19 protein-coding genes, 13 tRNA genes and 3 rRNA genes are annotated in these 26314 nt (G+C 40.0%); 5 read left to right on the forward strand and 30 right to left on the reverse strand.

Going from position 1 to position 26314, the window contains the following annotated elements:
- Positions 1-140 precede the first annotated feature (140 nt).
- Both NYE61_RS09745 and NYE61_RS09750 read left to right on the forward strand, forming a co-directional pair.
- Complete coding sequence (locus tag NYE61_RS09745) at positions 141-860, forward strand: CPBP family intramembrane glutamic endopeptidase (protein ID WP_095314491.1); 720 nt, start codon at positions 141-143, stop codon at positions 858-860.
- A gap of 3 nt (positions 861-863) precedes the next feature.
- Positions 864-1061, forward strand: a complete 198-nt coding sequence (locus NYE61_RS09750) for a YdiK family protein (protein WP_095314489.1) — start codon at positions 864-866, stop codon at positions 1059-1061.
- 76 nt (positions 1062-1137) lie between these two features.
- Here NYE61_RS09750 and NYE61_RS09755 read toward each other — a convergent pair whose 3' ends face one another.
- Together NYE61_RS09755 and NYE61_RS09760 are read right to left on the reverse strand one after the other, a co-directional pair.
- Positions 1138-2154, reverse strand: a complete 1017-nt coding sequence (locus NYE61_RS09755; protein ID WP_303450372.1) for a hypothetical protein — start codon at positions 2152-2154, stop codon at positions 1138-1140.
- 297 nt (positions 2155-2451) lie between these two features.
- Positions 2452-3090, reverse strand: coding sequence for a redox-sensing transcriptional repressor Rex (locus NYE61_RS09760; RefSeq protein WP_095314486.1), 639 nt, complete (start codon positions 3088-3090; stop codon positions 2452-2454).
- 151 nt (positions 3091-3241) lie between these two features.
- Here NYE61_RS09760 and NYE61_RS09765 point away from each other — a divergent pair, with 151 nt between their 5' ends.
- Complete coding sequence (locus NYE61_RS09765; protein WP_095314484.1) at positions 3242-5170, forward strand: ABC-F family ATP-binding cassette domain-containing protein; 1929 nt, start codon at positions 3242-3244, stop codon at positions 5168-5170.
- A 169-nt stretch (positions 5171-5339) separates the two neighbouring features.
- The gene (locus NYE61_RS09770; RefSeq protein WP_303450376.1) at positions 5340-6677 is read left to right on the forward strand and encodes a hemolysin family protein; all 1338 of its coding nucleotides are present in this window, start codon (positions 5340-5342) and stop codon (positions 6675-6677) included.
- Between the two features lie 64 nt (positions 6678-6741).
- Here NYE61_RS09770 and NYE61_RS09775 read toward each other — a convergent pair whose 3' ends face one another.
- From NYE61_RS09775 to NYE61_RS09885, 23 genes are all read right to left on the reverse strand, one after another.
- Positions 6742-7914, reverse strand: a complete 1173-nt coding sequence (locus NYE61_RS09775) for an FtsW/RodA/SpoVE family cell cycle protein (protein WP_095314480.1) — start codon at positions 7912-7914, stop codon at positions 6742-6744.
- A 246-nt stretch (positions 7915-8160) separates the two neighbouring features.
- Positions 8161-9171 (reverse strand): tRNA (adenosine(37)-N6)-threonylcarbamoyltransferase complex transferase subunit TsaD, encoded by a 1011-nt coding sequence (gene tsaD, locus NYE61_RS09780; protein ID WP_303450380.1) that lies wholly within the window; start codon positions 9169-9171, stop codon positions 8161-8163.
- Positions 9168-9617, reverse strand: a complete 450-nt coding sequence (gene rimI / locus NYE61_RS09785) for a ribosomal protein S18-alanine N-acetyltransferase (protein ID WP_118890497.1) — start codon at positions 9615-9617, stop codon at positions 9168-9170. The genes tsaD and rimI overlap by 4 nt, the downstream gene beginning before the upstream one ends.
- Positions 9610-10317, reverse strand: coding sequence for a tRNA (adenosine(37)-N6)-threonylcarbamoyltransferase complex dimerization subunit type 1 TsaB (gene tsaB / locus NYE61_RS09790; protein ID WP_303450386.1), 708 nt, complete (start codon positions 10315-10317; stop codon positions 9610-9612). The genes rimI and tsaB overlap by 8 nt, the downstream gene beginning before the upstream one ends.
- Positions 10318-10328: 11 nt before the next feature.
- Positions 10329-10778: a tRNA (adenosine(37)-N6)-threonylcarbamoyltransferase complex ATPase subunit type 1 TsaE gene (gene tsaE, locus NYE61_RS09795; RefSeq protein ID WP_095314472.1), complete on the reverse strand. Its 450-nt coding sequence runs from the start codon at positions 10776-10778 to the stop codon at positions 10329-10331.
- Positions 10779-10786: 8 nt separating this feature from the next.
- Positions 10787-11752: a thiamine-phosphate kinase gene (gene thiL / locus NYE61_RS09800; protein WP_095314470.1), complete on the reverse strand. Its 966-nt coding sequence runs from the start codon at positions 11750-11752 to the stop codon at positions 10787-10789.
- A 489-nt stretch (positions 11753-12241) separates the two neighbouring features.
- A tRNA-Asp gene (locus NYE61_RS09805) sits at positions 12242-12318 on the reverse strand.
- Between the two features lie 79 nt (positions 12319-12397).
- Positions 12398-12474, reverse strand: a tRNA-Met gene (locus NYE61_RS09810).
- Positions 12475-12519: 45 nt separating this feature from the next.
- Positions 12520-12635, reverse strand: a 5S ribosomal RNA gene (gene rrf / locus NYE61_RS09815).
- Positions 12636-12753: 118 nt separating this feature from the next.
- Positions 12754-15672, reverse strand: a 23S ribosomal RNA gene (locus tag NYE61_RS09820).
- Positions 15673-16053: 381 nt separating this feature from the next.
- Positions 16054-17615: ribosomal RNA gene (locus NYE61_RS09825) — 16S ribosomal RNA — on the reverse strand.
- Together the 16S, 23S and 5S rRNA genes with 13 tRNA genes alongside form the textbook arrangement of a ribosomal RNA operon.
- Before the next feature lie 284 nt (positions 17616-17899).
- A tRNA-Ile gene (locus NYE61_RS09830) sits at positions 17900-17973 on the reverse strand.
- A 12-nt stretch (positions 17974-17985) separates the two neighbouring features.
- Positions 17986-18059, reverse strand: a tRNA-Gly gene (locus NYE61_RS09835).
- A gap of 31 nt (positions 18060-18090) precedes the next feature.
- Positions 18091-18167, reverse strand: a tRNA-Pro gene (locus tag NYE61_RS09840).
- A 3-nt stretch (positions 18168-18170) separates the two neighbouring features.
- Positions 18171-18247 (reverse strand) — tRNA-Arg (locus NYE61_RS09845).
- Positions 18248-18271: 24 nt separating this feature from the next.
- Positions 18272-18355 (reverse strand) — tRNA-Leu (locus NYE61_RS09850).
- Positions 18356-18376: 21 nt separating this feature from the next.
- Positions 18377-18452: transfer RNA gene (locus NYE61_RS09855), tRNA-Lys, on the reverse strand.
- Positions 18453-18566: 114 nt separating this feature from the next.
- Positions 18567-18641: transfer RNA gene (locus NYE61_RS09860), tRNA-Gln, on the reverse strand.
- 5 nt (positions 18642-18646) lie between these two features.
- Positions 18647-18723, reverse strand: a tRNA-Asp gene (locus tag NYE61_RS09865).
- Positions 18724-18750: 27 nt separating this feature from the next.
- Positions 18751-18822 (reverse strand) — tRNA-Glu (locus tag NYE61_RS09870).
- 9 nt (positions 18823-18831) lie between these two features.
- Positions 18832-18922: transfer RNA gene (locus NYE61_RS09875), tRNA-Ser, on the reverse strand.
- Between the two features lie 3 nt (positions 18923-18925).
- Positions 18926-19000 (reverse strand) — tRNA-Asn (locus NYE61_RS09880).
- A 339-nt stretch (positions 19001-19339) separates the two neighbouring features.
- Positions 19340-19801 carry a SprT family protein gene (locus tag NYE61_RS09885; RefSeq protein ID WP_303449001.1) on the reverse strand — a complete coding sequence of 154 codons (462 nt, stop codon included), beginning with the start codon at positions 19799-19801 and terminating at the stop codon, positions 19340-19342.
- Between the two features lie 414 nt (positions 19802-20215).
- Here NYE61_RS09885 and NYE61_RS09890 point away from each other — a divergent pair, with 414 nt between their 5' ends.
- Positions 20216-21703, forward strand: a complete 1488-nt coding sequence (locus NYE61_RS09890) for a catalase (RefSeq protein WP_095311906.1) — start codon at positions 20216-20218, stop codon at positions 21701-21703.
- 41 nt (positions 21704-21744) lie between these two features.
- On the opposite strand, the gene NYE61_RS09895 is transcribed toward NYE61_RS09890, so the two are convergent.
- The 5 genes from NYE61_RS09895 to NYE61_RS09915 all read right to left on the reverse strand — a co-directional run bounded on the left by NYE61_RS09895 (position 21745) and on the right by NYE61_RS09915 (position 26302).
- Positions 21745-23916, reverse strand: a complete 2172-nt coding sequence (locus NYE61_RS09895; protein ID WP_303449004.1) for a Tex family protein — start codon at positions 23914-23916, stop codon at positions 21745-21747.
- A 200-nt stretch (positions 23917-24116) separates the two neighbouring features.
- Entirely contained in the window at positions 24117-24734 is a 618-nt protein-coding gene (locus NYE61_RS09900; RefSeq protein WP_095311902.1) for a protein phosphatase 2C domain-containing protein, read from the reverse strand.
- Complete coding sequence (gene sigB / locus NYE61_RS09905) at positions 24731-25522, reverse strand: RNA polymerase sigma factor SigB (protein ID WP_095311901.1); 792 nt, start codon at positions 25520-25522, stop codon at positions 24731-24733. Before sigB ends, NYE61_RS09900 begins: the two co-directional genes overlap by 4 nt.
- A complete protein-coding gene (gene rsbW, locus NYE61_RS09910; RefSeq protein ID WP_303449009.1) occupies positions 25494-25970 on the reverse strand; it encodes an anti-sigma B factor RsbW in 477 nt (158 codons plus the stop codon). Before rsbW ends, sigB begins: the two co-directional genes overlap by 29 nt.
- On the reverse strand, positions 25970-26302 hold the full coding sequence (locus tag NYE61_RS09915; RefSeq protein ID WP_095311897.1) for an STAS domain-containing protein: 333 nt from the start codon (positions 26300-26302) through the stop codon (positions 25970-25972). Before NYE61_RS09915 ends, rsbW begins: the two co-directional genes overlap by 1 nt.
- Between the last annotated feature and the right edge of the window lie 12 nt (positions 26303-26314).

Consider the following 26314-nt stretch of genomic DNA (forward strand, 5'->3'; position numbering starts at 1 on the left):
AGTAAAATTTTATGTAAAGGGGCTCATAATATTAACAGCCTGTATAATATGATAAAATATCTTTTATGATGATTGATGATCAATAGATGGAATATGTAATACATATACTAAACTATACAAAGCAAAAGGAGTCGTTTTATTTGGCACGTAGATATTGGTATGTCATTTTAACTTATATACTGATGCAGCTTTCTGCATTTCCCGTTGCTCTGCTTGCAAAGCATCATTATATCCCAGTACAAGGTGTGATTTACTGGTCCATTTTTAGCTTTATTCTCGGACTTCTTATTATTTTGTGGATTATGAAGCCCGATATGCAGATGAGAGATACACGCAATGCAGCACCGATGAGCTCAATGATACTCTGGTCAATCCTCGGTGTATTCATGGCTTTCTTTGCACAAGGAATTGCAGTAGCAATTGAAATGAATATACTAGGGATTTCACCTGGATCAGAAAACACTCAAGGTATCATGGATATAGCTCGTGCAGCCCCATTATTTATTATTATTCCTGCAGTGATTGCCCCAATATTGGAAGAAATCATTTTCCGAAAAATTATCTTCGGCAGTCTCTATAAGCGCATGAATTTCTTCTTCGCAGGTTTGGTCTCCGCCCTTATCTTCGGTTTTATTCATGAAGGGATGGAACATATCCTAATTTATGCTTCGATGGGGTTTGTATTTGCGTTTCTTTATGTAAAGACAAAACGAATTCTCGTTCCGATTATCGTTCATGCAGCAATGAACACATTAGTTGTTGTCGGGCAATTATCGATGGATCCAGAAGAAATGCAGCGACAACTTGAGCAAATGCAACGTCAGGTTGAGCAATTGCAAATGATCCTTATTGGAGGTTAATGAATGATTCATTCTTTGTTAGTTAAAGCGTTCATTTACTTCATAATGGCAATGATTTTTATTTACGTTGCCGTCCAAAGCAAAGGGCAAACAATCTGGAATCCCACCACGCTCATTTTTGCTGCTGTAGCAACGCTTGCCTTTGGAGTTGCAGTTCGATTGCTTAATAAGTATTTTCGATTGAAAAAGAAGAAGCATTAAATAGATACTATATAGATCTTCTTAATAAAAAAGAAGGCTGTTTCTAGATTAATACTGAAACAGCCTTCTTTTATTTTTATTGGATAGACTTCAACTTATCTATCCATTCATCTTTATCTTCGATTGATTTTTCAAACGTTGTGTAGCGAACAACATACAAATCATTGTCTTTCGCAAATACCCTTGCTACTTCTTCCTGATCGAGCTGAATATCATCTTCTGTTAATGAAAAATCAAAAAATCCTTCTTCCGCAGAATTAAATTCAAGCTCACCTGTAGTCATTTCTGTTAAATTCATTTCCATCATTTCGATAAAGCCTTCAGCACCTAACAATTCATCACCATCTGGATAATAATGAATCGTAAACAGCTCTGTGAAATTCGTTTGATCCTCATCAACTAAAAGAAATTCAGCGGTTGCTTCACCGTCTCCTTCCTCATAGTTCTCAAGCTCCCACTTTCCTTCATCAAACGGAATTTCTAAGCTCGTAATTGTGTCAATGTAAACACCTTCTGCCGCTGCATCAGCAGCAGTCTCTTCGATAACATCCCCATTCTCATCAAGAGGAATTATTTCGCTTGGTTCTTCAGAACTATAAATTTTCCATGCACCATCATCTGGTCGCAAGACATGAACCCCGTGTGTTTCATTATTCATAAAATCAGGACCATCGACTTTCATTGTCGTCTGTTTATAAGAGATTGTTGCTTCTTCTTCTGATTTTTCCTCCACAACTAAATCAAATAATTCCATATCTAATGTATACACAGATAATTGATCGATTGTCGTACGTGTTGAGTCATATAAAGGAGATTCACTATGTATGGTTTCCATGTAAGCATCCAAGTCATTTTCTGTTAATGCTTCTAAGTTTGCTTCAAGTACTGCAAATAATGCCTCATCTTCTGGAACTACATTTTCTTCTGCTTCTTCAGACCCATTTTCCTCGTTTGCTTCCGCATCATTTGTTTCTTCAGTTGCTTCAGCATCGTTAGTCCCTTCACTCTCATTGTCACTTTCATTTGAACATGCAACAATGAACAAACTAATAAATAAAACAAACATAATACCTAAAACCTTTTTCACGTTCACGAATAAATTCCTCCTCTTTCTCAATATATTCCCAATACAGATTAACGTAATAATCAGTAAATGGATAGATGTCTTAAGAACCAATAATTTTCAGAAAAATATTAGTTCCATTTATCTAGTTAATATTTATCAGCTTATTTCCAGTGGTTGTTTAAAACAGAGATTTTATGGAATTGATGCAAATAAATTATGGTATTTACCAATATAAGGACATCCAAATCCAACCATAAAAAAACAAGGCTTTTGACCTAAAATCAATAGCCTTGTAATTAAACAAAAATTCACAATGAGTAATATCTACTCTGGATTATCTAACGAATAATGCTTTAGGAAATAAACAAGGGCCTGCAATTCAACAGCAAGATCAATATGGTGGACCCGAATATGCTTCGGTACACTAATCCTTGCAGGAGTAAAGTTAAGAATCCCTGAAATCCCTTTTTCTACAAGCTTATCGGCGATCACTTGTGCTTCAACAGCTGGCACAGTTAGGATAGCGACTTTAATGTCTTCTAACTTTTCCTCTAAATCACGAATATCATAAACGGGTACCCCGCCAATATCCGTGCCAACCTTTTCTGTATCTGCATCAAATGCCGTAGTAATCCGGATATTATTGTTCTTCATAAAGTTATAATGAAGGAAGGCTGTGCCTAAGTTCCCAACTCCGATTAATGCAACCTCTGTAACCTCATGCTGATCCAACGTACTTCGGAAAAATCCTAATAAATACTCTACATTATAGCCGTATCCCTTTTTTCCCAATGCGCCAAAATAAGAAAAGTCTCTTCGAATTGTTGCAGAATCCACTTTTACTGCATCACTCAGCTCCTTTGAGGAAACTCGCTTCTTCCCTTGCTGATTTAAATTGTTAAGAAAACGATAATATAAAGGCAGCCGCTTGGCAGTAGCTTGTGGAATTTTATTCTGTTCCATCAATCTTCCTCTTTTCAATCCAATAGTTGTATATGATAAGTTCTTTCCTTCTATTTTAACAGAAAACGTCAAATAAGTCGTGATATTTTTCACAATTCAGTTGCCTCGTTAAATAACTATAAGATACACTGTACATGATGGGGTGAAAAAGATGATATTAATGCAACTAAACGGAATTTCCAAATCCTTCGGTGCTGAAGAGATTTTATCAAATATTAAAATTGAAATTAAAGATAAAGACCGTATAGCTATTGTCGGCAGAAACGGTGCAGGTAAGTCAACATTACTTAAAATTATGGCACAAGAATTATCGTATGATGAAGGGGAATTTTTTCAACCGAAGGATCTTACATTCGGTTATTTATCCCAGCATATGACGTTAGAATCAGGGAAAACCATTTGGGATGAAATGCTAGAGGTATTTTCCCATTTAAAATCATTGGAAAAGCAACTTCGAGCATTAGAGAAAGAGATGGAGAAAGCCAGCGAATTATCTGGAGAAGAATATGACAAAGTCCTTAAAGAATATGACAAACTTCAACTAGCATATCAGACTGATGGGGGCTATACGTATGAATCTGATATTAGAGCTGTACTTAGTGGGTTAAATTTTGAGTCCTTTGATTATGATACTCCAATCGCAGAACTTAGTGGTGGACAAAAAACACGACTTGCCCTGGGTAAATTGCTGCTTCAAAAACCACAGCTGCTTATTCTTGATGAACCGACCAACCATCTTGATATTGATACATTGTCATGGTTGGAAAACTATCTCGTTAGTTATCCAGGCGCCATTGTCATCGTTTCACACGATCGGTACTTTCTTGATAAAACAGTTTCCATTGTATATGAAATTTCACGGCATAAAACGCGAAAATACCATGGTTCGTACAGCAAGTATTTGGAGCAAAAAGCACTAAATTATGAACAGGAATTAAAGGAATTTGAAAAGCAGCAAACTGAAATTAAAAAAATGGAAGACTTTATCCAGCGGAATATTGTACGTGCTTCGACTACAAAACGAGCACAAAGCAGGCGGAAGCAGCTTGAAAAAATGGAGCGTCTTGATCGGCCACTAGGTGATGAGTCATCCGCTTCCTTCTCCTTTCAAATTAATCGCAGAAGTGGAAATGATGTATTAAAAGTTGAAGAGCTTAGCTTACGTTATGAAAAAGAAGTGGACCCTATTTTTTCCAACATACGACTGGATATAAATCGCGGTGACCGTATCGCACTTGTTGGTCCGAATGGTGTAGGGAAAACTACATTACTTAAGGCCATCTTAGGTAGACTGCAGACAGAAAAAGGAAACATCCAGCTTGGTACAAATGTACAAATTGGCTACTATGATCAAGAACAGGCTGATCTTAATTCTACTAAGACGATTCTTCAAGAATTATGGGATGATTACCCCACCATAAATGAAAAAGATATCCGCACGGTTTTAGGAAACTTTCTTTTTTCTGGAGATGATGTATTAAAGCAGGTCCATACATTAAGTGGTGGAGAAAAAGCAAGACTAGCCCTTGCTAAGCTTAAAATGCAGCAAGCAAATTTCCTTATTATGGATGAGCCTACAAACCATTTGGACATCGATAGTAAAGAAGTGCTGGAAGCAGCTTTGATTGATTTTCCTGGAACCATCCTTTTCGTATCACATGACCGCTATTTTATTAATAAAATAGCTGATCAGGTTGCTGAAATGGAACGAGATGGAATTACGATCTATCTTGGGGACTATGATTATTATTTGGAGAAGAAAGAAGAAGAGGCAGAAATCGAAAGGCTAAAACAGGAAAAGGAAACAACATCCAACTCTGAAACAAAAAAGCTAAGCTATAAGGAAGGCAAGCAGCTGCAAAGTGAAAAAAGGAAAGTCCAGCGTCGTATCTCAGAACTTGAAGAAATGATTGAACATCAGGAACTAGATATTGCACAGATTGAAGAAGAAATGACAAAACCGGAAGTTTATCAAGATCATGAAAAGTCATTGGAGCTTACAGAAACAGTGAATAAGTTGAAATACGAAATTGAACAACTTATAGAAGAATGGACTGCCCTTCAAGAGGAGAATAGTTGAACGATTTCATATAGTCCATTATAATAAACAGTAGGCAGCTAAACAGCTGCCTATTTTGTATCATTTTATAATAATGGAGTGTTTCGAGTGTAAAATCAAACATTGTTGGGAATCAAATATTTAATGATGGCTTCTTATTAAATTTAAAATCAGTTGGAGGTTACACAAATTGACGATTGCTATCGTTACACTCATTGTGCTTATTTTTCTAAATGCATTTTTTGCTGCGACTGAGATCGCATTAATTGGATTAAATAGTAATAAAGTAAAACGGAAAGCGGATGAAGGTGACAAAAAAGCTGGTATGCTCTATAAGCTAATTGAAGAGCCTAGCCGTTTTTTAAGTACGATTCAAATTGGCATTACACTTGCAGGATTTTTAGCCAGTGCATTCGCTGCCGACTTCTTTGCTGGTCCATTAGCTCAAACTTTATATGAATTAGGATTTCCAATAGCTCTTCCTGTTCTGCAAACAATATCTGTGATTGTCATAACCATTATCCTCTCCTATTTTACGCTGGTATTCGGTGAATTAGTTCCAAAACAGCTTGCACTGCAAAAGGCTGAAGCTATTTCAAATTTCGCAGCGACACCAATCACATGGCTGTTAAGGCTTAGCTATCCTGTCGTAAAATTGCTCACATTCTCAACGAATACTGTCATACGTATTTTTGGAGTTGATCCAAATGCAACGAGTGATGAAGCAACAGAAGAAGAAATTCGAATGATGGTTGATATTGGCGGCGATACCGGGACAATTCAAAAGACAGAGAAAGTTATGATCCATAATGTCTTTGAGTTTAATGATCGCCAGGTTTCAGACATTATTACGCACCGAACAGATATGTCTGCACTTTCAATAGATGCAAGCTTGAAAGAAACCATTGAACTCGTAAATGAAAAAAGATACACTCGATTTCCGGTTTATGAAGAAGATATTGACCGAATTGTTGGTATCCTCCATGTTAAAGATTTGCTTCATTATATGGAAGTGGATAAGACCTTTCATTTAAGCGAGATTATTCGAAAACCACATTTCGTCCTAGAAACGCAACGGGTAGACACGCTATTTGCAGAGATGCAAAAAAGTAACTCCCATATTGCTATCGTATTGGATGAATACGGCGGAACAGAAGGACTAATTACAATAGAAGATATTATTGAAGAACTTGTTGGAGAGATTCTTAGTGAAAGTGATGCAACCGCACCTGAGCAGGAAATTAAACAAATTGAACCAAATAAGTTCATTATCGATGGAATCACCCATTTATATTTATTAGAGAAATTCCTTCAACTAGATCTGCCTACCGAGGAATTCGATACACTAAACGGTTTTTTAATTGGAGAGATTGGCTTTATTCCATCGATAGAAGAAAGACCGATTATTTCATATAAAAATATCATCTTTGAAGTTACAGAGGTTGCTGATAATCGTATTAAAAAAGTAATTGCAACAATTCATGAAGAAGATATAGAAAAAATAATAGAAGATCAGGACACACCATAAAAAATGCAGTATCGCCGTAGCGATACTGCATTTTTTTATTTTTTAATCTGAGCGTTTGTACAAGTTATTTAAATAAATAATCATTTTGTATACTGTACTCCACCGCAACGCGATAGATGACACCTAAACCAAGCATCGTCGACATAACCGAGCTCCCTCCATAACTAACAAGCAAGAGCGGAATACCAGTTATCGGCATAATCCCAAGTGTCATTCCGATATTTTGGAAAACGTGAACTAGCAACAAGCTTAAAAAGCCATAACAGAAAAACGTACCAAAAGGAGAATGCTTATAAATACTCAATCCTAGTGTAACTAGTTTATATAGTAGCATAAAGTACAAAAATATAACAATTGCGCTTCCAATAAAACCGAAGCTTTCCCCGATTACCGAAAAGATAAAATCGGTATGGGCTTCTGGATAATTCACCTCAAGGCTTCCCATGCCTTTTCCAAATAATTGGCCAGATCCTAAAGCCATATATGCACGATCAAAATGAAAGGTGGCATCACTCGACTGCTGAGTTGGATCAAACCAAGTTAGAATACGGTTAACTTGATATTGTTTAATCCCGATTAACTCTTGAGCAAGCACTGGAAATTTAATAATAAACCCAATAATAGCTGCACCTGCAGAAGAAATAATGACAATTAAACTCAGTATAATTCTCCAATTGATACCTGACAGTATAATTAACATACCTGATATAAATAAGTATACCATCGCGGTTCCAAAGTCTGGCTGTAACATAATTAGACCTACCGGAATCCCTGTAAACAGTAAGATTTTCGCTAACAAGAAGGTATCACTTTTTATGCTGCTCACTTCGTATTTTGTTTTATGCTTACTAATTACAGCAGACAAAAAGAGGATGGTCGTTACTTTCGTAAATTCTGCCGGTTGAAGCGATAATCCTGGTAATGTAAACCAGCTCTTTGCCCCGTTTATTGTACGAGCAATTGAATCAGGACTTATCAACAATACAATTAGTACGAATATGCTTATTCCATATATATAGATACTCGCCTTTTGCAACTGTTCTAAATCAAGAAACTGAATTGCGGCAACGATACATGCACCAATCGTAAACCAAACAATCTGCTTCAAAACAAAATTTTCACCTTCATATTGCTCTAACTGTTGGGCATTATATATCGAAAGTAAACTTACACAAACGAACAAAGTAAATAAAAAAATCAAATCCGTTTGCATATAGTACGATTGCTTTTTATTCATAATAGCCTCACCAAATTTCTTCCCTGCTCATTTCAATACTTCATCCCAGTAAGTAATCATAATAGATAGGTTTTAGTTATCCACATAAAAACAAAAGAAAAAAAGCTGAAAACAAGGTTATTAACAAAGTTATACACATTATCCACATAGACACTTATCTCTTATCAACAGTTTTCATCCACAATCAAGATAAGTGTTTTTAAGGTATTTCACTAAATTATCCACACCCCTGTGAATAATCTACTTCTATTTTAACATTAACGATGCATTTGCATTTAAATCAAGCCCAGACCGTCTCCCTTGCTCAAAAGCAATCGTTCCTGCTGCAGCTATCATGGCAGCATTGTCTGTACATAGCTTGATATTTGGAATGAGTAAAGGAATATCCGTTTCGGAAAAAACAGCTTCCAGTTCTTTTCTCAATCCTTTATTTGCAGCGACTCCACCAGCAACAATTACTTGGCTAACATTATATTCTTTAGCAGCCTCTAATGTTTTTGTTGTCAGCACCTCAACAACACTAGCCTGAAAGCTAGCAGCAATATCTTCATTTTTTAATATCTCGCCACGTTGCTTGGCATTATGAATTTTATTAATAACTGCAGATTTCAATCCACTAAAGCTAAAATCGTAGCTTCCTTCTTCTAACCATGCTCTTGGAAAATCAATCGTTTCTTTACCAATTGCAGCTAACTGGTCGATATGTGGTCCACCTGGGTATGGCAGGTTAAGCATTCGCGCTACTTTATCGTAGGCTTCACCTGCTGCATCATCTCGGGTCTCCCCGATTAGTTCATAGGAGCCATGCTCTCTCATTAAGACAAGCTCTGTATGACCACCAGAAACGATTAATGCTAATAATGGAAACTCAAAATCCTTTTCTAATCGATTTGCATAGATGTGACCAGCGATATGATGCACACCAACTAACGGCTTTTGTTTTGCAAAGGACAATGCTTTCGCTGAATTCACTCCAACTAGCAATGCTCCTACAAGCCCTGGTCCTTCTGTAACAGCAATCGCATCCACTTCGTCCCACGTTATATCTGTATTTTCAAATGCTTCTTCCAGAACGACCGTCATTTGTTCTACATGATGCCTGGAAGCTATTTCAGGCACGACACCACCAAATCGCTTATGACTCTCAATTTGGGAAGCGACGACATTTGTTATTATCTCTGTACCATTTCTTACAATCGATACTGCTGTTTCATCACAGCTCGTTTCAATTCCAAGTATAATTGTATCTTTTTTCATTTTAAATTCACCCACATAACGATAGCATCTTCTTGATTATCTGTATAGTAATTTTTGCGAATCCCACCTGGCACAAGTCCAAACTTCTGATATAGACGTTGGGCTGGAATATTGGATTGTCTTACTTCTAATGATAATCGTTTTACACCTAATTGCAATGCATATTGAACGGTATACCCAAAAAGTTTCTCTCCAAGTTTATGACCTCTAAACCCAGGCATAATAGCAATATTCGTTATTTGTGCATCATCAATAACAATCCATGTTCCAATATAACCTATAATCTGCTCATCTAATTGTAAGACAAAATAATGCGCGTGTTTATTATCAAGAAGCTCCTGGTAGAAAATATCTGTTGTCCACGGCGTTGTAAAAGACGCACGCTCAACTTCCATTACATGATCTACATCAGAAACTTCCATTTTCCGTATTACACATTTAGCCATGGTGTTCATTTTCCTTTTGCGCTTTTAACCAATTCGCCTCTGCTTCTGCTAAACGTAAGTAATTTGGTGTTAATGCATGTGTAGTATCTGGTTGCTTTGTTAGTCCAGCAAGACCCAAATGCCCTGCCTTTGGAATATGATATGGTCCTTCTGGAATAATCGCTCTTTCACCTAACCCCTTTTCAATCGCTTCTTTATAGATTGCAATATCAGGACTTAAAAAAAGAACGTTTGTCTCTTGCTCCTTTAATGTCTGAAGCACATCTTCCATTAATAGATTTTTTTCTTCAAAAACGGCTTCTAAATGGCTATTCCTCCATTGATATAACCCTGTAAACACTAATCCCCGTCTAGCATCAAAAAACGGACAAATTACGCCATCAAAGAACCTTCCTTGATAGGACAGAACTTCTAAGCTAGAAACACCTACCACAGGTATATCTAAAGCCCAAGCCATTGTTTTTGCTGTTGAGACTCCAATTCGGACACCAGTATAGGAACCGGGACCTTTGGCAACTATAATTTTATCCAGTTCCTCCGGCCTCATCGATACTTCCTTCATTAACTTCTCAATAGCTGGCATTAAACGAACCGAATGATTTTTTGTAAGATTCGTCATCACTTCTCCAATAATCTGATCGCCTTTTAGTATTGACACACCTAGGACTTGATTGGAGGTATCTATTGCAAGTATATTCATTCTCGTAACTCCTAACTAATCAATTCATTCATAACCTCTTCAAAATGAGAACTTGAAGCTGTAAATTCAAGTATTCTTTTATCCTCATCTATATAGCCAATTCTAATCGCTAAACGCTCGTTTGGCAAAAACTCTTCAATGAATTGTGCCCACTCAACAACTGTAATTCCATTTCCATGAAAATATTCTTCAAATCCAATATCTTCATCAGAGTGTTCAAGTCGGTATACATCCATATGATATAAAGGGAGAGTTCCTTCATATTCTTTTATAATCGTAAATGTGGGGCTGCTGATATTACGTTTGACACCAAGTCCTTTCGCCAAGCCTTTTGTGAAAGTTGTTTTTCCAGCACCCAACTCACCTTCCAATGTTATAACATCTCCAGGCTTGAGCAAAGTTGCAAGCTTTTCTGCAATTACCTGTGTCTCTGCTACTGTATTTGTCTGTATTTGTACCATATACTCACCTACTTTAAATGTGTATAACCTTTTTTTTCTAATAGGATAGATTTATGTTTTTGCTTTAAAATGACTTTGCCATTTTTGCCTGCTTCCACAACCTCACCTATTTTCGTAACATTTGTATTCGTTAACTCTCCAATTTGCTGAACCTTATCCCAATCCTTTGGAGGGATTGTACCTAACAATTCAAAGTCCTCTCCACCAAACAACTTCCATTTTTCTTGTAATTCCACAGGAAATTGATTATAAGAGCTGTTTGTTGGAATTTCAGATTCATTTAATAGAAGAGTAACGTTCGAAGCTTCGGCGATTTCATTCGCCTCACTCGCTATTCCATCACTAATATCGTTTAATGTTACGCGAGCTAAGTGACCTAAACCGATTGCAAAAGAAATTCGAGGACTTGGCATTCTATGTCTATTTATATAATAAGAAGCTTCCTTATAGTTATTTGAATGGGTTAAAATATGTAACCCTGCCCCTGAGTCACCTAATGTTCCAGTTACAAAGACTATATCGCCTGACTCGGCTGTACTTCGATAGCGAGCCTTATCTTTCATCGTAAAGCCTATTACAGTAACTGAAATGCACATTTCCTTTCCAGATACTGTATCTCCACCGATTAAATCCATTTTATATGCTCGGGCTAAGTGACGCATTCCATTGAATATTTGTAACAGTTCTTCCTGTGACCAACCTTTTGGAATTACAATCGAAACAAGGTAAAATGCAGGGGTTGCTCCCATTGCCGCTAAGTCACTGATGTTTGCAGCAAGCGCCCGGTAGCCTACATGAAAAAGTGACATCGTCTCCTTTGAAAAATGCACTCCTTCGACAAATGTATCTACTGCAGAAACAATATTTTGTGATAACGAACTAAAAACAGCTGCATCATCCCCAATTCCTTTGATCAAAGATGATTGGTTGTACGTATGTTGCTTTATTGATTCTATAAAAGAGAATTCGTCCACATTAATCACCATTCTTTTTATCGACTACAACTATGATAGCAAAAAGATTTGAACTACTCCACCTTAATTCCTTACAAAAATTTTTGATGGAGATTCTTGAGTAAAGCAACCTAATGATTTCTAAAACATATATGCTTTTCTCACGCACATTTATTTAACTTTCCTAACACTAATTCGTTCCTGTGATACTATATTGGAGATTATACTGAAGGTGAAAATACTATTTTGTAAGATGAGTATGAACGCTAAAGCTACTTCCCTTATTGAGTACGATTCATCTCCACCATAACCCTATTTCGCCTGAGGAGGAATCTTCTCTCCTAATTAAGTCAAAATGGGAAAACTTTTTTGAGGGCAGTAGCGAAGGTTTATCTATGTAATAAGCTTTCTGAAAGATAATTTATAGTATTGCTAAATGAATGCTATAAATCAAAAAAACATGATTCATTTTCTGGAATCATGTGTCTAATAGCTAATATAATATGTAAATGGCGGTCCGGACGGGACTCGAACCCGCGACCTCCTGCGTGACAGGCAGGCATTCTAACCAACTGAACTACCGGACCAATACTAATATATGTTGAAAACCTAACAGGTACATTAATCCAGTACTTCTAGCTTCAACTTATTTCAAGTTATTTTTTTTGGTTGCGGGGGCAGGATTTGAACCTACGACCTTTGGGTTATGAGCCCAACGAGCTACCAGACTGCTCCACCCCGCGATATGTTGATCTTCCTAATTCAATTGGAAAATCATATAAAAACTTGCCTGGCGGCGTCCTACTCTTGCAGGGGCAAAGCCCCAACTACCATCGGCGCTGAAGAGCTTAACTTCTGTGTTCGGCATGGGAACAGGTGTGGCCTCTTCGCTATTGCTACCAGACAATCCTCAAAAACAAGGACAAGTTTTATTATATGCATTTCCGAATAAAAATGCAAGGTTTTTTTGAATTTATACCTTAAAAACTAAATAAGAGTAAACAAGACATCAAATAAAGAATTTAGTTAAGTCCTCGATCGATTAGTATCCGTAAGCTCCACGTGTCACCACGCTTCCACACCGAACCTATCAACCTCATCGTCTCTGAGGGATCTTACTCACTCGAAGTGATGGGAAGTCTCATCTTGAGGGGGGCTTCATGCTTAGATGCTTTCAGCACTTATCCTTTCCACACGTAGCTACCCAGCGATGCTCCTGGCGGAACAACTGGTACACCAGCGGTGTGTCCATCCCGGTCCTCTCGTACTAAGGACAGCTCCTCTCAAACTTCCAACGCCCACGACGGATAGGGACCGAACTGTCTCACGACGTTCTGAACCCAGCTCGCGTACCGCTTTAATGGGCGAACAGCCCAACCCTTGGGACCGACTACAGCCCCAGGATGCGATGAGCCGACATCGAGGTGCCAAACCTCCCCGTCGATGTGAACTCTTGGGGGAGATAAGCCTGTTATCCCCGGGGTAGCTTTTATCCGTTGAGCGATGGCCCTTCCATGCGGAACCACCGGATCACTAAGCCCGACTTTCGTCCCTGCTCGACTTGTAGGTCTCGCAGTCAAGCTCCCTTGTGCCTTTACACTCTACGAATGATTTCCAACCATTCTGAGGGAACCTTTGGGCGCCTCCGTTACCTTTTGGGAGGCGACCGCCCCAGTCAAACTGCCCGCCTGACACTGTCTCCGAACCGGATCACGGTCCTGGGTTAGAATGTCCATACAGCCAGGGTGGTATCCCACGGATGCCTCCACCGAAGCTAGCGCTCCGGTTTCCAAGGCTCCCACCTATCCTGTACAAGCTGCACAGACATTCAATATCAGGCTACAGTAAAGCTCCACGGGGTCTTTCCGTCCTGTCGCGGGTAATGCGCATCTTCACGCATAGTATAATTTCACCGGGTCTCTCGTTGAGACAGTGCCCAAGTCGTTGCACCTTTCGTGCGGGTCGGAACTTACCCGACAAGGAATTTCGCTACCTTAGGACCGTTATAGTTACGGCCGCCGTTTACTGGGGCTTCGGTTCAAAGCTTCGCCTTGCGGCTAACATTTCCCCTTAACCTTCCAGCACCGGGCAGGTGTCAGCCCCTATACTTCGCCTTTCGGCTTCGCAGAGACCTGTGTTTTTGCTAAACAGTCGCTTGGGCCTATTCACTGCGGCTCCATGTAAATGAAGCACCCCTTCTCCCGAAGTTACGGGGTCATTTTGCCGAGTTCCTTAACGAGAGTTCTCCCGCTCACCTTAGGATTCTCTCCTCGCCTACCTGTGTCGGTTTGCGGTACGGGCACCTATGATCTAACTAGAGGCTTTTCTTGGCAGTGTGAAATCCGGAACTTCGGTACTAAATTTCCCTCCCCATCACAGCTTGAAATTGCCAGACGGATTTGCCTATCTGACTTTCTCACTGCTTGGGCGCACATATCCATCAGTGCGCATTCCTTATCCTACTGCGTCCCCCCATCGCTCAAACAATCATGAGGTGGTACAGGAATATCTACCTGTTGTCCATCGCCTACGCCTTTCGGCCTCGGCTTAGGTCCCGACTAACCCTGAGAGGACGAGCCTTCCTCAGGAAACCTTAGGCATTCGGTGAAAGAGATTCTCACTCTTTTTTCGCTACTCATACCGGCATTCTCACTTCTAAGCGCTCCACCAGTCCTCACGGTCTGACTTCACAGCACTTAGAACGCTCTCCTACCATTGTTCGTAAGAACAATCCGCAGCTTCGGTGATACGTTTAGCCCCGGTACATTTTCGGCGCAGAGTCACTCGACCAGTGAGCTATTACGCACTCTTTAAATGATGGCTGCTTCTAAGCCAACATCCTGGTTGTCTGGGCAACTCCACATCCTTTTCCACTTAACGTATACTTTGGGACCTTAGCTGGCGGTCTGGGCTGTTTCCCTTTCGACTATGAACCTTATCACCCATAGTCTGACTCCCAAGTAAAAGTAACTGGCATTCGGAGTTTGACTGAATTCGGTAACCCGGTGAGGGCCCCTAGTCCAATCAGTGCTCTACCTCCAGTACTCTATTTCTTGAGGCTAGCCCTAAAGCTATTTCGGAGAGAACCAGCTATCTCCGTGTTCGATTGGCATTTCACCCCTACCCACACCTCATCCCCGCATTTTTCAACATACGTGGGTTCGGGCCTCCAGTCAGTGTTACCTGACCTTCACCCTGGACATGGGTAGATCACACGGTTTCGGGTCTACGACCGCATACTCATTCGCCCTATTCAGACTCGCTTTCGCTGCGGCTCCGTGTCTTCCACTTAACCTTGCATACGATCGTAACTCGCCGGTCCATTCTACAAAAGGTACGCCGTTACCCATTAACGGGCTTCGACTACTTGTAGGCACACGGTTTCAGGTTCTATTTCACTCCCCTTCCGGGGTGCTTTTCACCTTTCCCTCACGGTACTGGTTCACTATCGGTCACTAGAGAGTATTTAGCCTTGGGAGATGGTCCTCCCGGATTCCGACGGAATTCCACGTGTTCCGCCGTACTCAGGATACACTCCGGAGGGAATTCTTTTTCAACTACAGGGCTGTTACCTTCTGTGGCTGACCTTTCCAGGTCGATTCATTTAAAGAATTCCTTGGTAACTCCGAGTGGAGTGTCCTACAACCCCAGAAAGCAAGCTTTCTGGTTTGGGCTCTTTCCGTTTCGCTCGCCGCTACTCAGGAAATCGATTTTTCTTTCTCTTCCTCCGGGTACTGAGATGTTTCAGTTCCCCGGGTCTACCTCATGCACCCTATGTATTCAGATGCATGTACTGTTCCATTACGAACAGTGGGTTCCCCCATTCGGAAATCCCCGGATCAAAGTTTACTTACAACTCCCCGAGGCATATCGGTGTTAGTCCCGTCCTTCATCGGCTTCTAGTGCCAAGGCATCCACCGTGCGCCCTTATTCACTTAACTAAGTTACAGTAAATAAGCGTACTAATTTATTAGCCTTGCTTTTATTTAATTCAGCTTCAGCTCCTAGAAACTACCGTCATAAGCAATTGACATTCCAAACGCTAAAAACCAAGCGTTTTCCAGTCTCTTGCTTATGCGTCCGTTTCTGAACAGTCGCTTCAGCCTTTTACATTAATATTGATGTCGTTGTTACTCTTATTTAGTTTTCAAGGTACAAGCTTCCACAGGATGTGGTGACTTCTGTGTTCGTCACAGGACGTGACGGGTTTTAACAGAAGATCCTTCAATCCTTTGAGAGATCTTTTTTACTCTCTCAAAACTGAACCAAACAACACAGTATGCCCTTCCTACCCGAAGGTAGGGTTCCGTAATAATCCTTAGAAAGGAGGTGATCCAGCCGCACCTTCCGATACGGCTACCTTGTTACGACTTCACCCCAATCATTAGTCCCACCTTCGGCGGCTGGCTCCAAAAGGTTACCTCACCGACTTCGGGTGTTACCAACTCTCGTGGTGTGACGGGCGGTGTGTACAAGGCCCGGGAACGTATTCACCGCGGCATGCTGATCCGCGATTACTAGCGATTCCGGCTTCATGTAGGCGAGTTGCAGCCTACAATCCGAACTGAGAATGGTTTTATGGGATTGGCTTGACCTCACGGGTTCGCTTCCCTTTGTTCCATCCATTGTAGCACGTGTGTAGCCCAGGTCATAAGGGGCATGATGATTTGACGTCATCCCCACCTTCCTCCGGTTTGTCACCGGCAGTCACCTTAGAGTGCCCAACTGAATGCTGGCAACTAAGATCAAGGGTTGCGCTCGTTGCGGGACTTAACCCAACATCTCACGACACGAGCTGACGACAACCATGCACCACCTGTCACTCTGTCCCCGAAGGGAAAACTCTATCTCTAGAGGTATCAGAGGATGTCAAGACCTGGTAAGGTTCTTCGCGTTGCTTCGAATTAAACCACATGCTCCACCGCTTGTGCGGGCCCCCGTCAATTCTTTTGAGTTTCAGCCTTGCGGCCGTACTCCCCAGGCGGAGTGCTTAATGCGTTAACTTCAGCACTAAGGGGCGGAAACCCCCTAACACCTAGCACTCATCGTTTACGGCGTGGACTACCAGGGTATCTAATCCTGTTCGCTACCCACGCTTTCGCTCCTCAGCGTCAGTTACAGACCAGAGAGTCGCCTTCGCCACTGGTGTTCCTCCACATCTCTACGCATTTCACCGCTACACGTGGAATTCCACTCTCCTCTTCTGTACTCAAGTCCTCCAGTTTCCAATGACCCTCCACGGTTAAGCCGTGGGCTTTCACATCAGACTTAAAAGACCGCCTGCGAGCGCTTTACGCCCAATAATTCCGGACAACGCTTGCCACCTACGTATTACCGCGGCTGCTGGCACGTAGTTAGCCGTGGCTTTCTGGTTAGGTACCGTCAAGGTTGGGTCAGTTACTACCCAACTTGTTCTTCCCTAACAACAGAGTTTTACGATCCGAAAACCTTCATCACTCACGCGGCGTTGCTCCGTCAGACTTTCGTCCATTGCGGAAGATTCCCTACTGCTGCCTCCCGTAGGAGTCTGGGCCGTGTCTCAGTCCCAGTGTGGCCGATCACCCTCTCAGGTCGGCTACGCATCGTCGCCTTGGTGAGCCGTTACCTCACCAACTAGCTAATGCGCCGCGGGCCCATCTGTAAGTGACAGCCGAAACCGTCTTTTATCTTCTCACCATGAGATGAAAAGTGTTATCCGGTATTAGCTCACGTTTCCGCGAGTTATCCCGATCTTACAGGCAGGTTGCCCACGTGTTACTCACCCGTCCGCCGCTCATTCCATAAACATTACCCCGAAGGGTTCTGTTTATTTCCTGCGCTCGACTTGCATGTATTAGGCACGCCGCCAGCGTTCGTCCTGAGCCAAGATCAAACTCTCCATAAAAGTTTGTAATACTTAGCTTTTGTAGAAGCTGACTTCTACTTGTTTTAAAAAGAAAAACGAGTTTCCTTTTTCTTGACATACTGGTTGTTTTGTTCAGTTTTCAAAGAGCAAATTTGTTTGTCGTTCTTTTGAAGCGACTTTATTAATATATCATGTCTTCCGATTTGTTGTCAATAACTTTTTAAAATATTTTACTTTCGAAATATTTCTTCGCTTTCGACAACTTTTATATCTTATCATCTTCGTAAAAAGATGTCAACATCTTTTTTTAAAAAAAAGATGAATGGGCCTGAGTGGACTCGAACCACCGACCTCACGCTTATCAGGCGTGCGCTCTAACCAGCTGAGCTACAGGCCCATATTGGTAAGTTGGAGCGGGTGAAGGGAATCGAACCCTCATCATCAGCTTGGAAGGCTGAGGTTTTACCACTAAACTACACCCGCATAATAAAATAATTTTTCATACATACATTACTGGTCGGGAAGACAGGATTCGAACCTGCGACCCCTTGGTCCCAAACCAAGTGCTCTACCAAGCTGAGCTACTTCCCGTTATGGCGCGCCCGAGAGGAGTCGAACCCCTAACCTCTTGATCCGTAGTCAAACGCTCTATCCAATTGAGCTACGGGCGCAGAAAAAATCTATCAGATAAATGATGCGGTCGAGAGGACTTGAACCTCCACGGGTTATTCACCCACTAGGCCCTCAACCTAGCGCGTCTGCCATTCCGCCACGACCGCAAAAACAATAGATTAATGAAATGGTGAGCCATGAAGGATTCGAACCTTCGACCCTTTGATTAAAAGTCAAATGCTCTACCGACTGAGCTAATGGCTCATGATTGAAATATCACTATCCTGTTTTGAAGTAGCAATATACTTATTTTATAGAAAGGAATAAAAAAATACTATTTAATGAAATAGTATTAACTTCTTCTTTTATAAATAAAATTGGCTGGGCCACTAGGATTCGAACCTAGGGTACACGGGATCAAAACCCGATGCCTTACCGCTTGGCTATGGCCCAACTTGTGGCGGTCCGGACGGGACTCGAACCCGCGACCTCCTGCGTGACAGGCAGGCATTCTAACCAACTGAACTACCGGACCAAATGATTTTATTTTTTAAAGAAATGATGACCCGTACGGGATTCGAACCCGTGTTACCGCCGTGAAAGGGCGGTGTCTTAACCGCTTGACCAACGGGCCATTTTGAAATGGCGGAGAAGGAGGGATTTGAACCCTCGCGCCGCTTACACGACCTACACCCTTAGCAGGGGCGCCTCTTCAGCCACTTGAGTACTTCTCCGGATGGCTCCACAGGTAGGATTCGAACCTACGACCGATCGGTTAACAGCCGATTGCTCTACCACTGAGCTACTGTGGAATAATATTGATGCACTTATGTAATTCACTGAATTAAGTATCCTTCACCTTTGATAAGGCTCATTTTCTCTCAAAGCAAAACCAAGGAATAATTACAGCGACGTTGAATATCATACAACAACTTATTTTAGTTGTCAAGGACTTTCTAGAAAGTTTTTCACAATCGAAAACTGACTTATTAGCTTATTTAATTTAACATGGATGACATATTTCGTCAATGGTTTATTTTAATATTTTACAAAAGCAAACAAAATCTTTATTTAGTATATAAACGTATTAAACTTACAACTTAATACGTAGAATAATGACATTTGCAAGAAGGATACTAAACGTCACATTTTTATTTTATAGAAGTATATGTTAAGGCTCCTCGGCACTTACCACACCTATATTTTTTTATATTGATACGTCTTTTTCTTTCGTATACTTGATTACATTTTTTACATCTATACTCATATTTGTACCTTTGTTCTTGTGAAGGTAGTGGACTACAGAACCTTGGAGATCCTGTTTGTTTTAGTAATTTCCTGAAATCTTCATCCCTGTGACGATAACCCTTCCCTTCTATATGAAGATGGTAATGACAAAGTTCATGTTTAATGATGCCTATAAATTCAGCTTTATCCATCTCTACCGCATACTTCGGATTTAATTCAATCACCCTTTTCGCAGGGATATATCTGCCACCTGTTGTTCTTAGTCGATGATTGAACCTTACTTCATCTATGAAAGGTTTATGAAAATAAGTAATCGAGAGTTTATTAACGATTTCATATAATTCCTTTTCATTTAATAATTCCATTTGCATAACTACCTTCTCTATATGAATAAGTCACTTTAACCTTCTTCTAATTTTAGCATAAAAATATTACTTATGCTTTTTACGTATGAATGTTCTCTTTGTAACTCTCCTTCTACTATATTACTATGTTTTGTTTAAAATACCTTCCCCTATCTACCATAGCTTCTATTTTTCTCAATTAATGATTATAAATGATAATATTTACGAATAAAGAATCTTGATTAACCTTATTAAAAACAGCATATGATAACCCGTAACTAAGTATTTATTGATTTTATAAAATCCTAATTTGAAAGAGGATTAATCCTTATTTAACATGTATAAACCGTGTTTATCTAACAAACTATATTTATAGTAATCTGGTAATGATTGTGATATTATAATTATTGTATTTAACTATTCAGGAGGGATAACATGAGTGAAGAAATTAAAAAGAAAATGACTACGGCTTTTGGTGCTCCAGTACCTAATGATGATGATTCAAAAACAGCTGGTCCTAGAGGTCCACTATTAATGGAAGACTTTTGGTTTCTTGAAAAACTAGCACACTTTGATAGAGAAGTAATTCCTGAACGTCGTATGCACGCTAAAGGAGCAGGTGCTTATGGAACGTTAACTATTACAAATGATATTACGAAGTACACGAAAGCTAAGGTTTTCTCTGAAGTTGGTAAAAAGACGGATATGTTCTTACGCTTCTCAACAGTAGCTGGCGAGCGTGGCGCAGGGGATGCTGATCGTGATATTCGTGGTACAGCTATGAAATTCTATACAGAAGAAGGTAACTGGGATCTTGTAGGCAACAACACACCAGTATTCTTCTTTAGAGATCCTAAGCGTTTCCCTGACTTGAACCACGTAGTTAAAAAAGATCCGGTTACAAATATGCATAATCCACAAGCTAACTGGGATTTCTGGACTAGTCTCCCAGAAGCATTGCACCAAGTTTCAATTATCATGTCTGATCGTGGAATTCCAAAAACATTTAGACATATGAACCTGTTTGGAAGCCATACGTACAGTATGTTTAACGCTGACAACGAACGTCATTGGGTTAAATTCCATTTCTATACAGAGCAAGGTATTGAAAACTTGACTGACCAGGAAGCTGGGGAAATCCATAGTGGCGACCTTGACAGTCATACTAGAGATTTACGCGAAGCAATCGAGCGTGGCGAAAATCCAAAATGGAAAATGTACATTCAAGTTATGACAGACGAGCAAGCTAAAAACATGCCTTACAACCCATTTGACTTAACAAAAGTTTGGTATAAAGGTGACTTCCCACTTATTGAAGTTGGTGAGTTAGAGCTTAACCGTAACCCGCAAAACTACTTTGAAGAAGTAGAACAAGCAGCATTTGCTCCAACAAATATTGTACCTGGTATTGGCTTCTCACCAGATAAAATGCTGCAAGGAAGATTATTCTCTTATGGTGATGCACAGCGGTATCGCTTAGGTGTAAACCACTGGCAAATCCCTGTTAACTTCCCGAAAAATGCGGAGAACTTTCATCCATACCACCGCGATGGAGCAATGCGCATCCATCCATACCAAGGTGGACATGTATCATACAGCCCTAATAGCTATGGTCAGTGGGAAGATAGCAAAGAACACCAAGAGCCTGCACTAGAATTAGGTGGAGATGCAAACTACTGGGATTTCGATGAAGATGATAGCCTATACTATGAACAACCAGGTAAGTTATTCCGTCTTCAATCACCTGAATCACAACAAAGACTTTTTGAAAATACCGCAAGAAACATGCAAGGTACTAGTAAAGAAGTTCAGTTACGTCATATCAACAACTGCTACAAAGCTGACCCAGCGTATGGCGAAGGTGTAGCAAATGCACTTGGCATCTCCTTAAGTGAAGTAGAAGCAGCAAGTGAACTAGAATAAAATAAAAACGTTCCTAAAACAACTTTAGGAACGTTTTTTTATTATTTATCACTTTTTACCATCGTTAAAGCGATTCTTCCTTTATTGACATCAACTTGCTCTACCCATACTGTTACGACATCTCCAACAGAAGCAATATCCATTGGGTGCTTCACAAACTTGTTTGCCATTTTCGAGATATGAACAAGACCATCTTGTTTCACACCGATATCTACAAATACTCCAAAATCGACTACATTCCTAACCGTTCCTTGCATTTCCATACCTGCTTGAAGATCTTCAAGGGCAACGACATTTTGCTTTAGTAACGGTTGTGGAAAATCATCACGCGGATCACGTTCTGGTCTGCTCAAGGCGTCCATCATATCAATCAATGTTGGCACTCCGATTTCTAAGCTTTCAGCAGTTTCTTTTTTATCCAATTCATTCATTTTTGTGCGAAGTTTCTCTGTACCAATATCCGTTAGCTCACAACTAATCATCTTTAAAAGTTTCTTTGTGTGCGCATATACTTCTGGATGAATAGGCGTTCGATCTAATGGATTATCTCCATCAATAATTCGCAAGAAACCAATTCCCTGCTCATACGTTTTTGCACCTAGTCGAGGAATTTTCTTCAATTGTTTTCGATCAGTAAACTTACCTTCTTCATTTCGCTGCTTCACGATATTAAGTGCAACTGTTTTACTTAATCCCGCCACATATTGCAGTAAAGATGCAGATGCTGTATTCACATTAACCCCAACTTGGTTAACTGCCGTTTCAACAACAAAACCCAGTGATTCATTTAGAGACTTCTGACTAACATCATGCTGGTATTGCCCCACACCAATTGATTTCGGATCTATTTTTACTAACTCTGCTAGAGGATCCTGAACACGGCGCGCAATGGATACAGCACTTCTTTCTTCTACTTGAAAATCAGGAAACTCCTCACGGGCTAATGCAGATGCAGAGTACACACTAGCCCCCGCTTCATTCACAATAATATAAGGAATGCTCAAGCTATTGTTTGTGATTACATCAGAAATAAATTGCTCTGTTTCACGTGATGCGGTTCCATTACCAATAGCGATAAGCTCCACTCCATATTTACGAATAATGCTCATCACTATTTTTTCTGCCCCAACAACATCATTCCTTGGTGCAGTTGGGTACATAACACCTACTTCATGAACCTTTCCAGTCTCGTCAACAACAGCTAACTTACAGCCCGTTCGAAAAGCCGGGTCAACACCAAGCACCGTTCTGCCTTTTAATGGTGGCTGAAGCAATAGATTTTTCAAGTTTACGGAAAAAACCTCAATTGCTTGATCTTCGGCCTTTTCTGTTAAGCTGTTCCGAATTTCTCGCTCCACCGATGGCTGAATTAATCGCTTATAACTATCCTCAATAGCAACTTCTAAAATCGCTGCTAATGCAGTGTCCGCACTTCGTTTAATTACTTTATTTTGTAGAAACTGGACGATCCGCTCTGCCGGTGCCTCAATTGCCACTCTTAGAACGTCCTCTTTTTCGCCACGATTTAATGCCAGAATACGGTGTGATACAAGTGAACGAACTGCTTCACTGTAAGCATAATACATTTCATAAACGCCTTTTTCATCCTTCTCGGCATTTTTTACTTCTGCCTGGATAGTACCGCGTTTAAATGTTTCCTCGCGAATGTAGTCACGGTAAGCCGCATCATCTGAAATCCATTCCGCAATAATATCATTAACTCCAGCTAATACATCCTCATTAGTATGTAATTCATGTTCCTCTGAAAGATATTTTGCCGCCTCTTGCTCGATGTTGAAAGGCTCTTGATTCCAAATCAACTCTGCTAAAGGCTCTAATCCTCTCTCTTTAGCAATGGTAGCTTTCGTTCGGCGCTTTTGTTTATATGGTCGATATAAATCTTCGACACGCTGTAATTGTGTAGCTTGCTTAATTTCTTTTTCTAGTTCTTCTGTTAATTTGCCCTGTTCCTCAATAATGCGTAGAACTTCTTGCTTTCTATCAGAGAGATTAACAGCATAATGCCATTTATCCTGCACAGCTTTAATTTGTACCTCATCAAGACCACCTGTAACCTCTTTACGATATCTCGCAATAAAAGGAACGGTGTTACCTTCATCTAATAGTTCAATTACTTTTTTTATTGTCGTTGTATTCACTTCTGTTTCCTTGGAAACCCATTTTATAAGATTGCTATCTAACTGATCTGTCAAAGTTGTTCCTCCTTTATATACCAATATTATTTTATCAAAAAAATAGGTGAATTCCTAATTGACTTCTTTTATCGCGTCATTGAGATGAGGGAAGTATCGCTAGTCGTTTGATGCTTCGTCCACGTGGCCGTTTAGATAACTAAATTATCCACAGTATTCAAACTTTATTCTCTAAGTAACAAAAAAGCTGACTTTATATTTTAGTCAGCCAAAAGTTGTTTCTCTGCTATATATCTCACTGCAATTAGCGTGGTATCGTCCATTCTAATTTTATCACTTGTCTGTTCGTATGCTTTTGTAATACATCGAACATCTTTATTCATAAAAAAGTGCTGCGATAATTCTTTATCCAATACGCCATCAGAAAAAATGACAAAAGTCATCCCAGGTTCAAGCTTTTGTGTCATGACTTTAAACGGCCGATGGTACCCAGCCAAATAACCCGCATTTGGGATATTTCGCTTTTTTTTTCTATCCGTTGTAATCGACATAATACCTATATTACCTATGGAGGAAAACGCAGATATCTTCGTACGATAGTCCATCCTTAAAATTCCAAGTACAACCCCACGTTTTCCCATTAACCTAGCATTACATATTTTAACTAATTCCTCCACTGTCGCTCCAATATTGTCTCGGATAATATTGATAACAATTTGTGAAGATTCCTTTGCAAATTCACCACTACCTAAACCATCTGCTAACGCACAAACAAATTCATTTTCCGTTTCTGTATAAAAATAACTATCGCCACAAAGATAATTACCTTTTTTAGCTTTCTGAAAAACAGATACTTCTACTTTACTGTTCCCGTTCAATCGAAAACCTCCGTTTTATCGGACTGTATTGCTTCGCGAAGCTTTCTCAAAGAACGCCTTTGAAGTCTGGAAACATGCATTTGGGAAATTCCCAATAATTCACCTGTTTCTTTCTGGCTCATATTTTTAAAATACGTACATTCTAGTATCTGTTGTTCGCGTTCTGACAAGATAGGGAAAATTTTCTCAATCAACATTTTTTGATCAATATTGTTGTATCCTGCTTCGTCATTTCCTACTAAATCTAATATAGCTACAGAGCTACCATCTGAATCTGCTTCAATCTTACGGTCAACAGATAATGCTTTATAACTTTTACTCATTTCCATCGTTTCCAGTATTTCCTCTTCAGACGCATCCAAATATTCCGCGATTTCATGTACAGTTGGAGACTTCTGATTCATTGTTGTTAATTCATCTACTGCTTTTTTTATTTTCGGTCCCAATTCTTTTATACGACGAGGTACATGAACGCTCCATGTCTTATCACGAATAAATCGTTTGATTTCACCAATGATTGTTGGGATTGCAAAGGATTCAAATGACTTGCCAAACGTTGGATCATATCTTCTGACAGCAGCCAACAACCCAATCATCCCTACTTGCACCAAATCTTCATGAATTGCACTATTCTTGGAATATTTCCTAGCAATGGAGCTTACCAAATCCTTATAAGTTAGCACAATTTTCTCTTGAATTTCCTCATCTTTTGGCTCTTTTTGGAGATGTTCAATCCATTGGTATACCTCGTCTCTTCCTCTATTGTGTGGTTGAGACTTGGTCGCCATCAAAATCCACCTCTTTTTCGCTAAGGTACTTTTTCATTAGTACAATGACACCGTAATTATTATTGATCTGCACTTCATCCATTAAAGCCTCAATTAAAAATAATCCAAACCCACCTTCTCTAAGGTTCTCAATGGGTTCGTCCCGTTCATATGGTCCTATTTCGTCTTTTACCTTCTGCATATTGAAGCTATTGCCACGATCCGCAATCATAATTTCCAAATGGTCATCATAGATTCCAAATCCAATCGTTATCTCACCTTGACCTGTATCGTCATAAGCATGTGTAACTGCATTCGTTATCGCTTCTGAAACTGCAACTTTTAAATCTTCAATATCCTCATAAGAAAAACCCATTCTATTTGCAATCCCAGACATTGTCAAACGAACAACACCCACATACTCCGCTTCCGCAGGGATCTTTAACTCGACAAAATCAAATCTTTCCATCACTCATTTCCACCTCGAATCGCCGCTCTAATCGTAATCACTTCATCCAATCCTGTAATCTTAAAAATACGAAGTACACGGTCTTGTAAATTTAATAATGTTAACGTGCTATTATTTTCTTTCGTAGACTTTAAGGCACTAACAAAAACTCCTAGTCCCGTACTATCCATATACGTAACATTCTCCAAATTAACTTCTACTTTATTCTTTTCCTTTTTCGTTAAGGGAAGTAAAGATTCCTTTAATTTTGGAGCGGTATAAGCATCTATTTCACCTGATACATTCAAAACAGACTTTTCATTTTCCTCAACTACATTAACTGTTAAATTCATGGTTTACCTCCC

The sequence above is a fragment of the Oceanobacillus sp. FSL W7-1304 genome, assembly GCF_037969805.1.
GTDB lineage: Bacteria > Bacillota > Bacilli > Bacillales > Amphibacillaceae > Oceanobacillus > Oceanobacillus profundus.

Bases quoted from the DNA above. Each gene is read 5' to 3' on its own strand.
- NYE61_RS09750 (WP_095314489.1), top strand. From the start codon at position 864: ATGATTCATTCTTTGTTAGTTAAAGCGTTCATTTACTTCATAATGGCA.
- NYE61_RS09760 (WP_095314486.1), bottom strand. From the start codon at position 3,090: ATGGAACAGAATAAAATTCCACAAGCTACTGCCAAGCGGCTGCCTTTA.
- NYE61_RS09765 (WP_095314484.1), top strand. From the start codon at position 3,242: ATGATATTAATGCAACTAAACGGAATTTCCAAATCCTTCGGTGCTGAA.
- NYE61_RS09775 (WP_095314480.1), bottom strand. From the start codon at position 7,914: ATGAATAAAAAGCAATCGTACTATATGCAAACGGATTTGATTTTTTTA.
- tsaD (WP_303450380.1), bottom strand. From the start codon at position 9,171: ATGAAAAAAGATACAATTATACTTGGAATTGAAACGAGCTGTGATGAA.
- rimI (WP_118890497.1), bottom strand. From the start codon at position 9,617: ATGGCTAAATGTGTAATACGGAAAATGGAAGTTTCTGATGTAGATCAT.
- tsaB (WP_303450386.1), bottom strand. From the start codon at position 10,317: ATGAATATACTTGCAATAGATACCTCCAATCAAGTCCTAGGTGTGTCA.
- tsaE (WP_095314472.1), bottom strand. From the start codon at position 10,778: ATGGTACAAATACAGACAAATACAGTAGCAGAGACACAGGTAATTGCA.
- NYE61_RS09885 (WP_303449001.1), bottom strand. From the start codon at position 19,801: ATGGAATTATTAAATGAAAAGGAATTATATGAAATCGTTAATAAACTC.
- NYE61_RS09890 (WP_095311906.1), top strand. From the start codon at position 20,216: ATGAGTGAAGAAATTAAAAAGAAAATGACTACGGCTTTTGGTGCTCCA.
- sigB (WP_095311901.1), bottom strand. From the start codon at position 25,522: ATGGCGACCAAGTCTCAACCACACAATAGAGGAAGAGACGAGGTATAC.
- rsbW (WP_303449009.1), bottom strand. From the start codon at position 25,970: ATGGAAAGATTTGATTTTGTCGAGTTAAAGATCCCTGCGGAAGCGGAG.
- NYE61_RS09915 (WP_095311897.1), bottom strand. From the start codon at position 26,302: ATGAATTTAACAGTTAATGTAGTTGAGGAAAATGAAAAGTCTGTTTTG.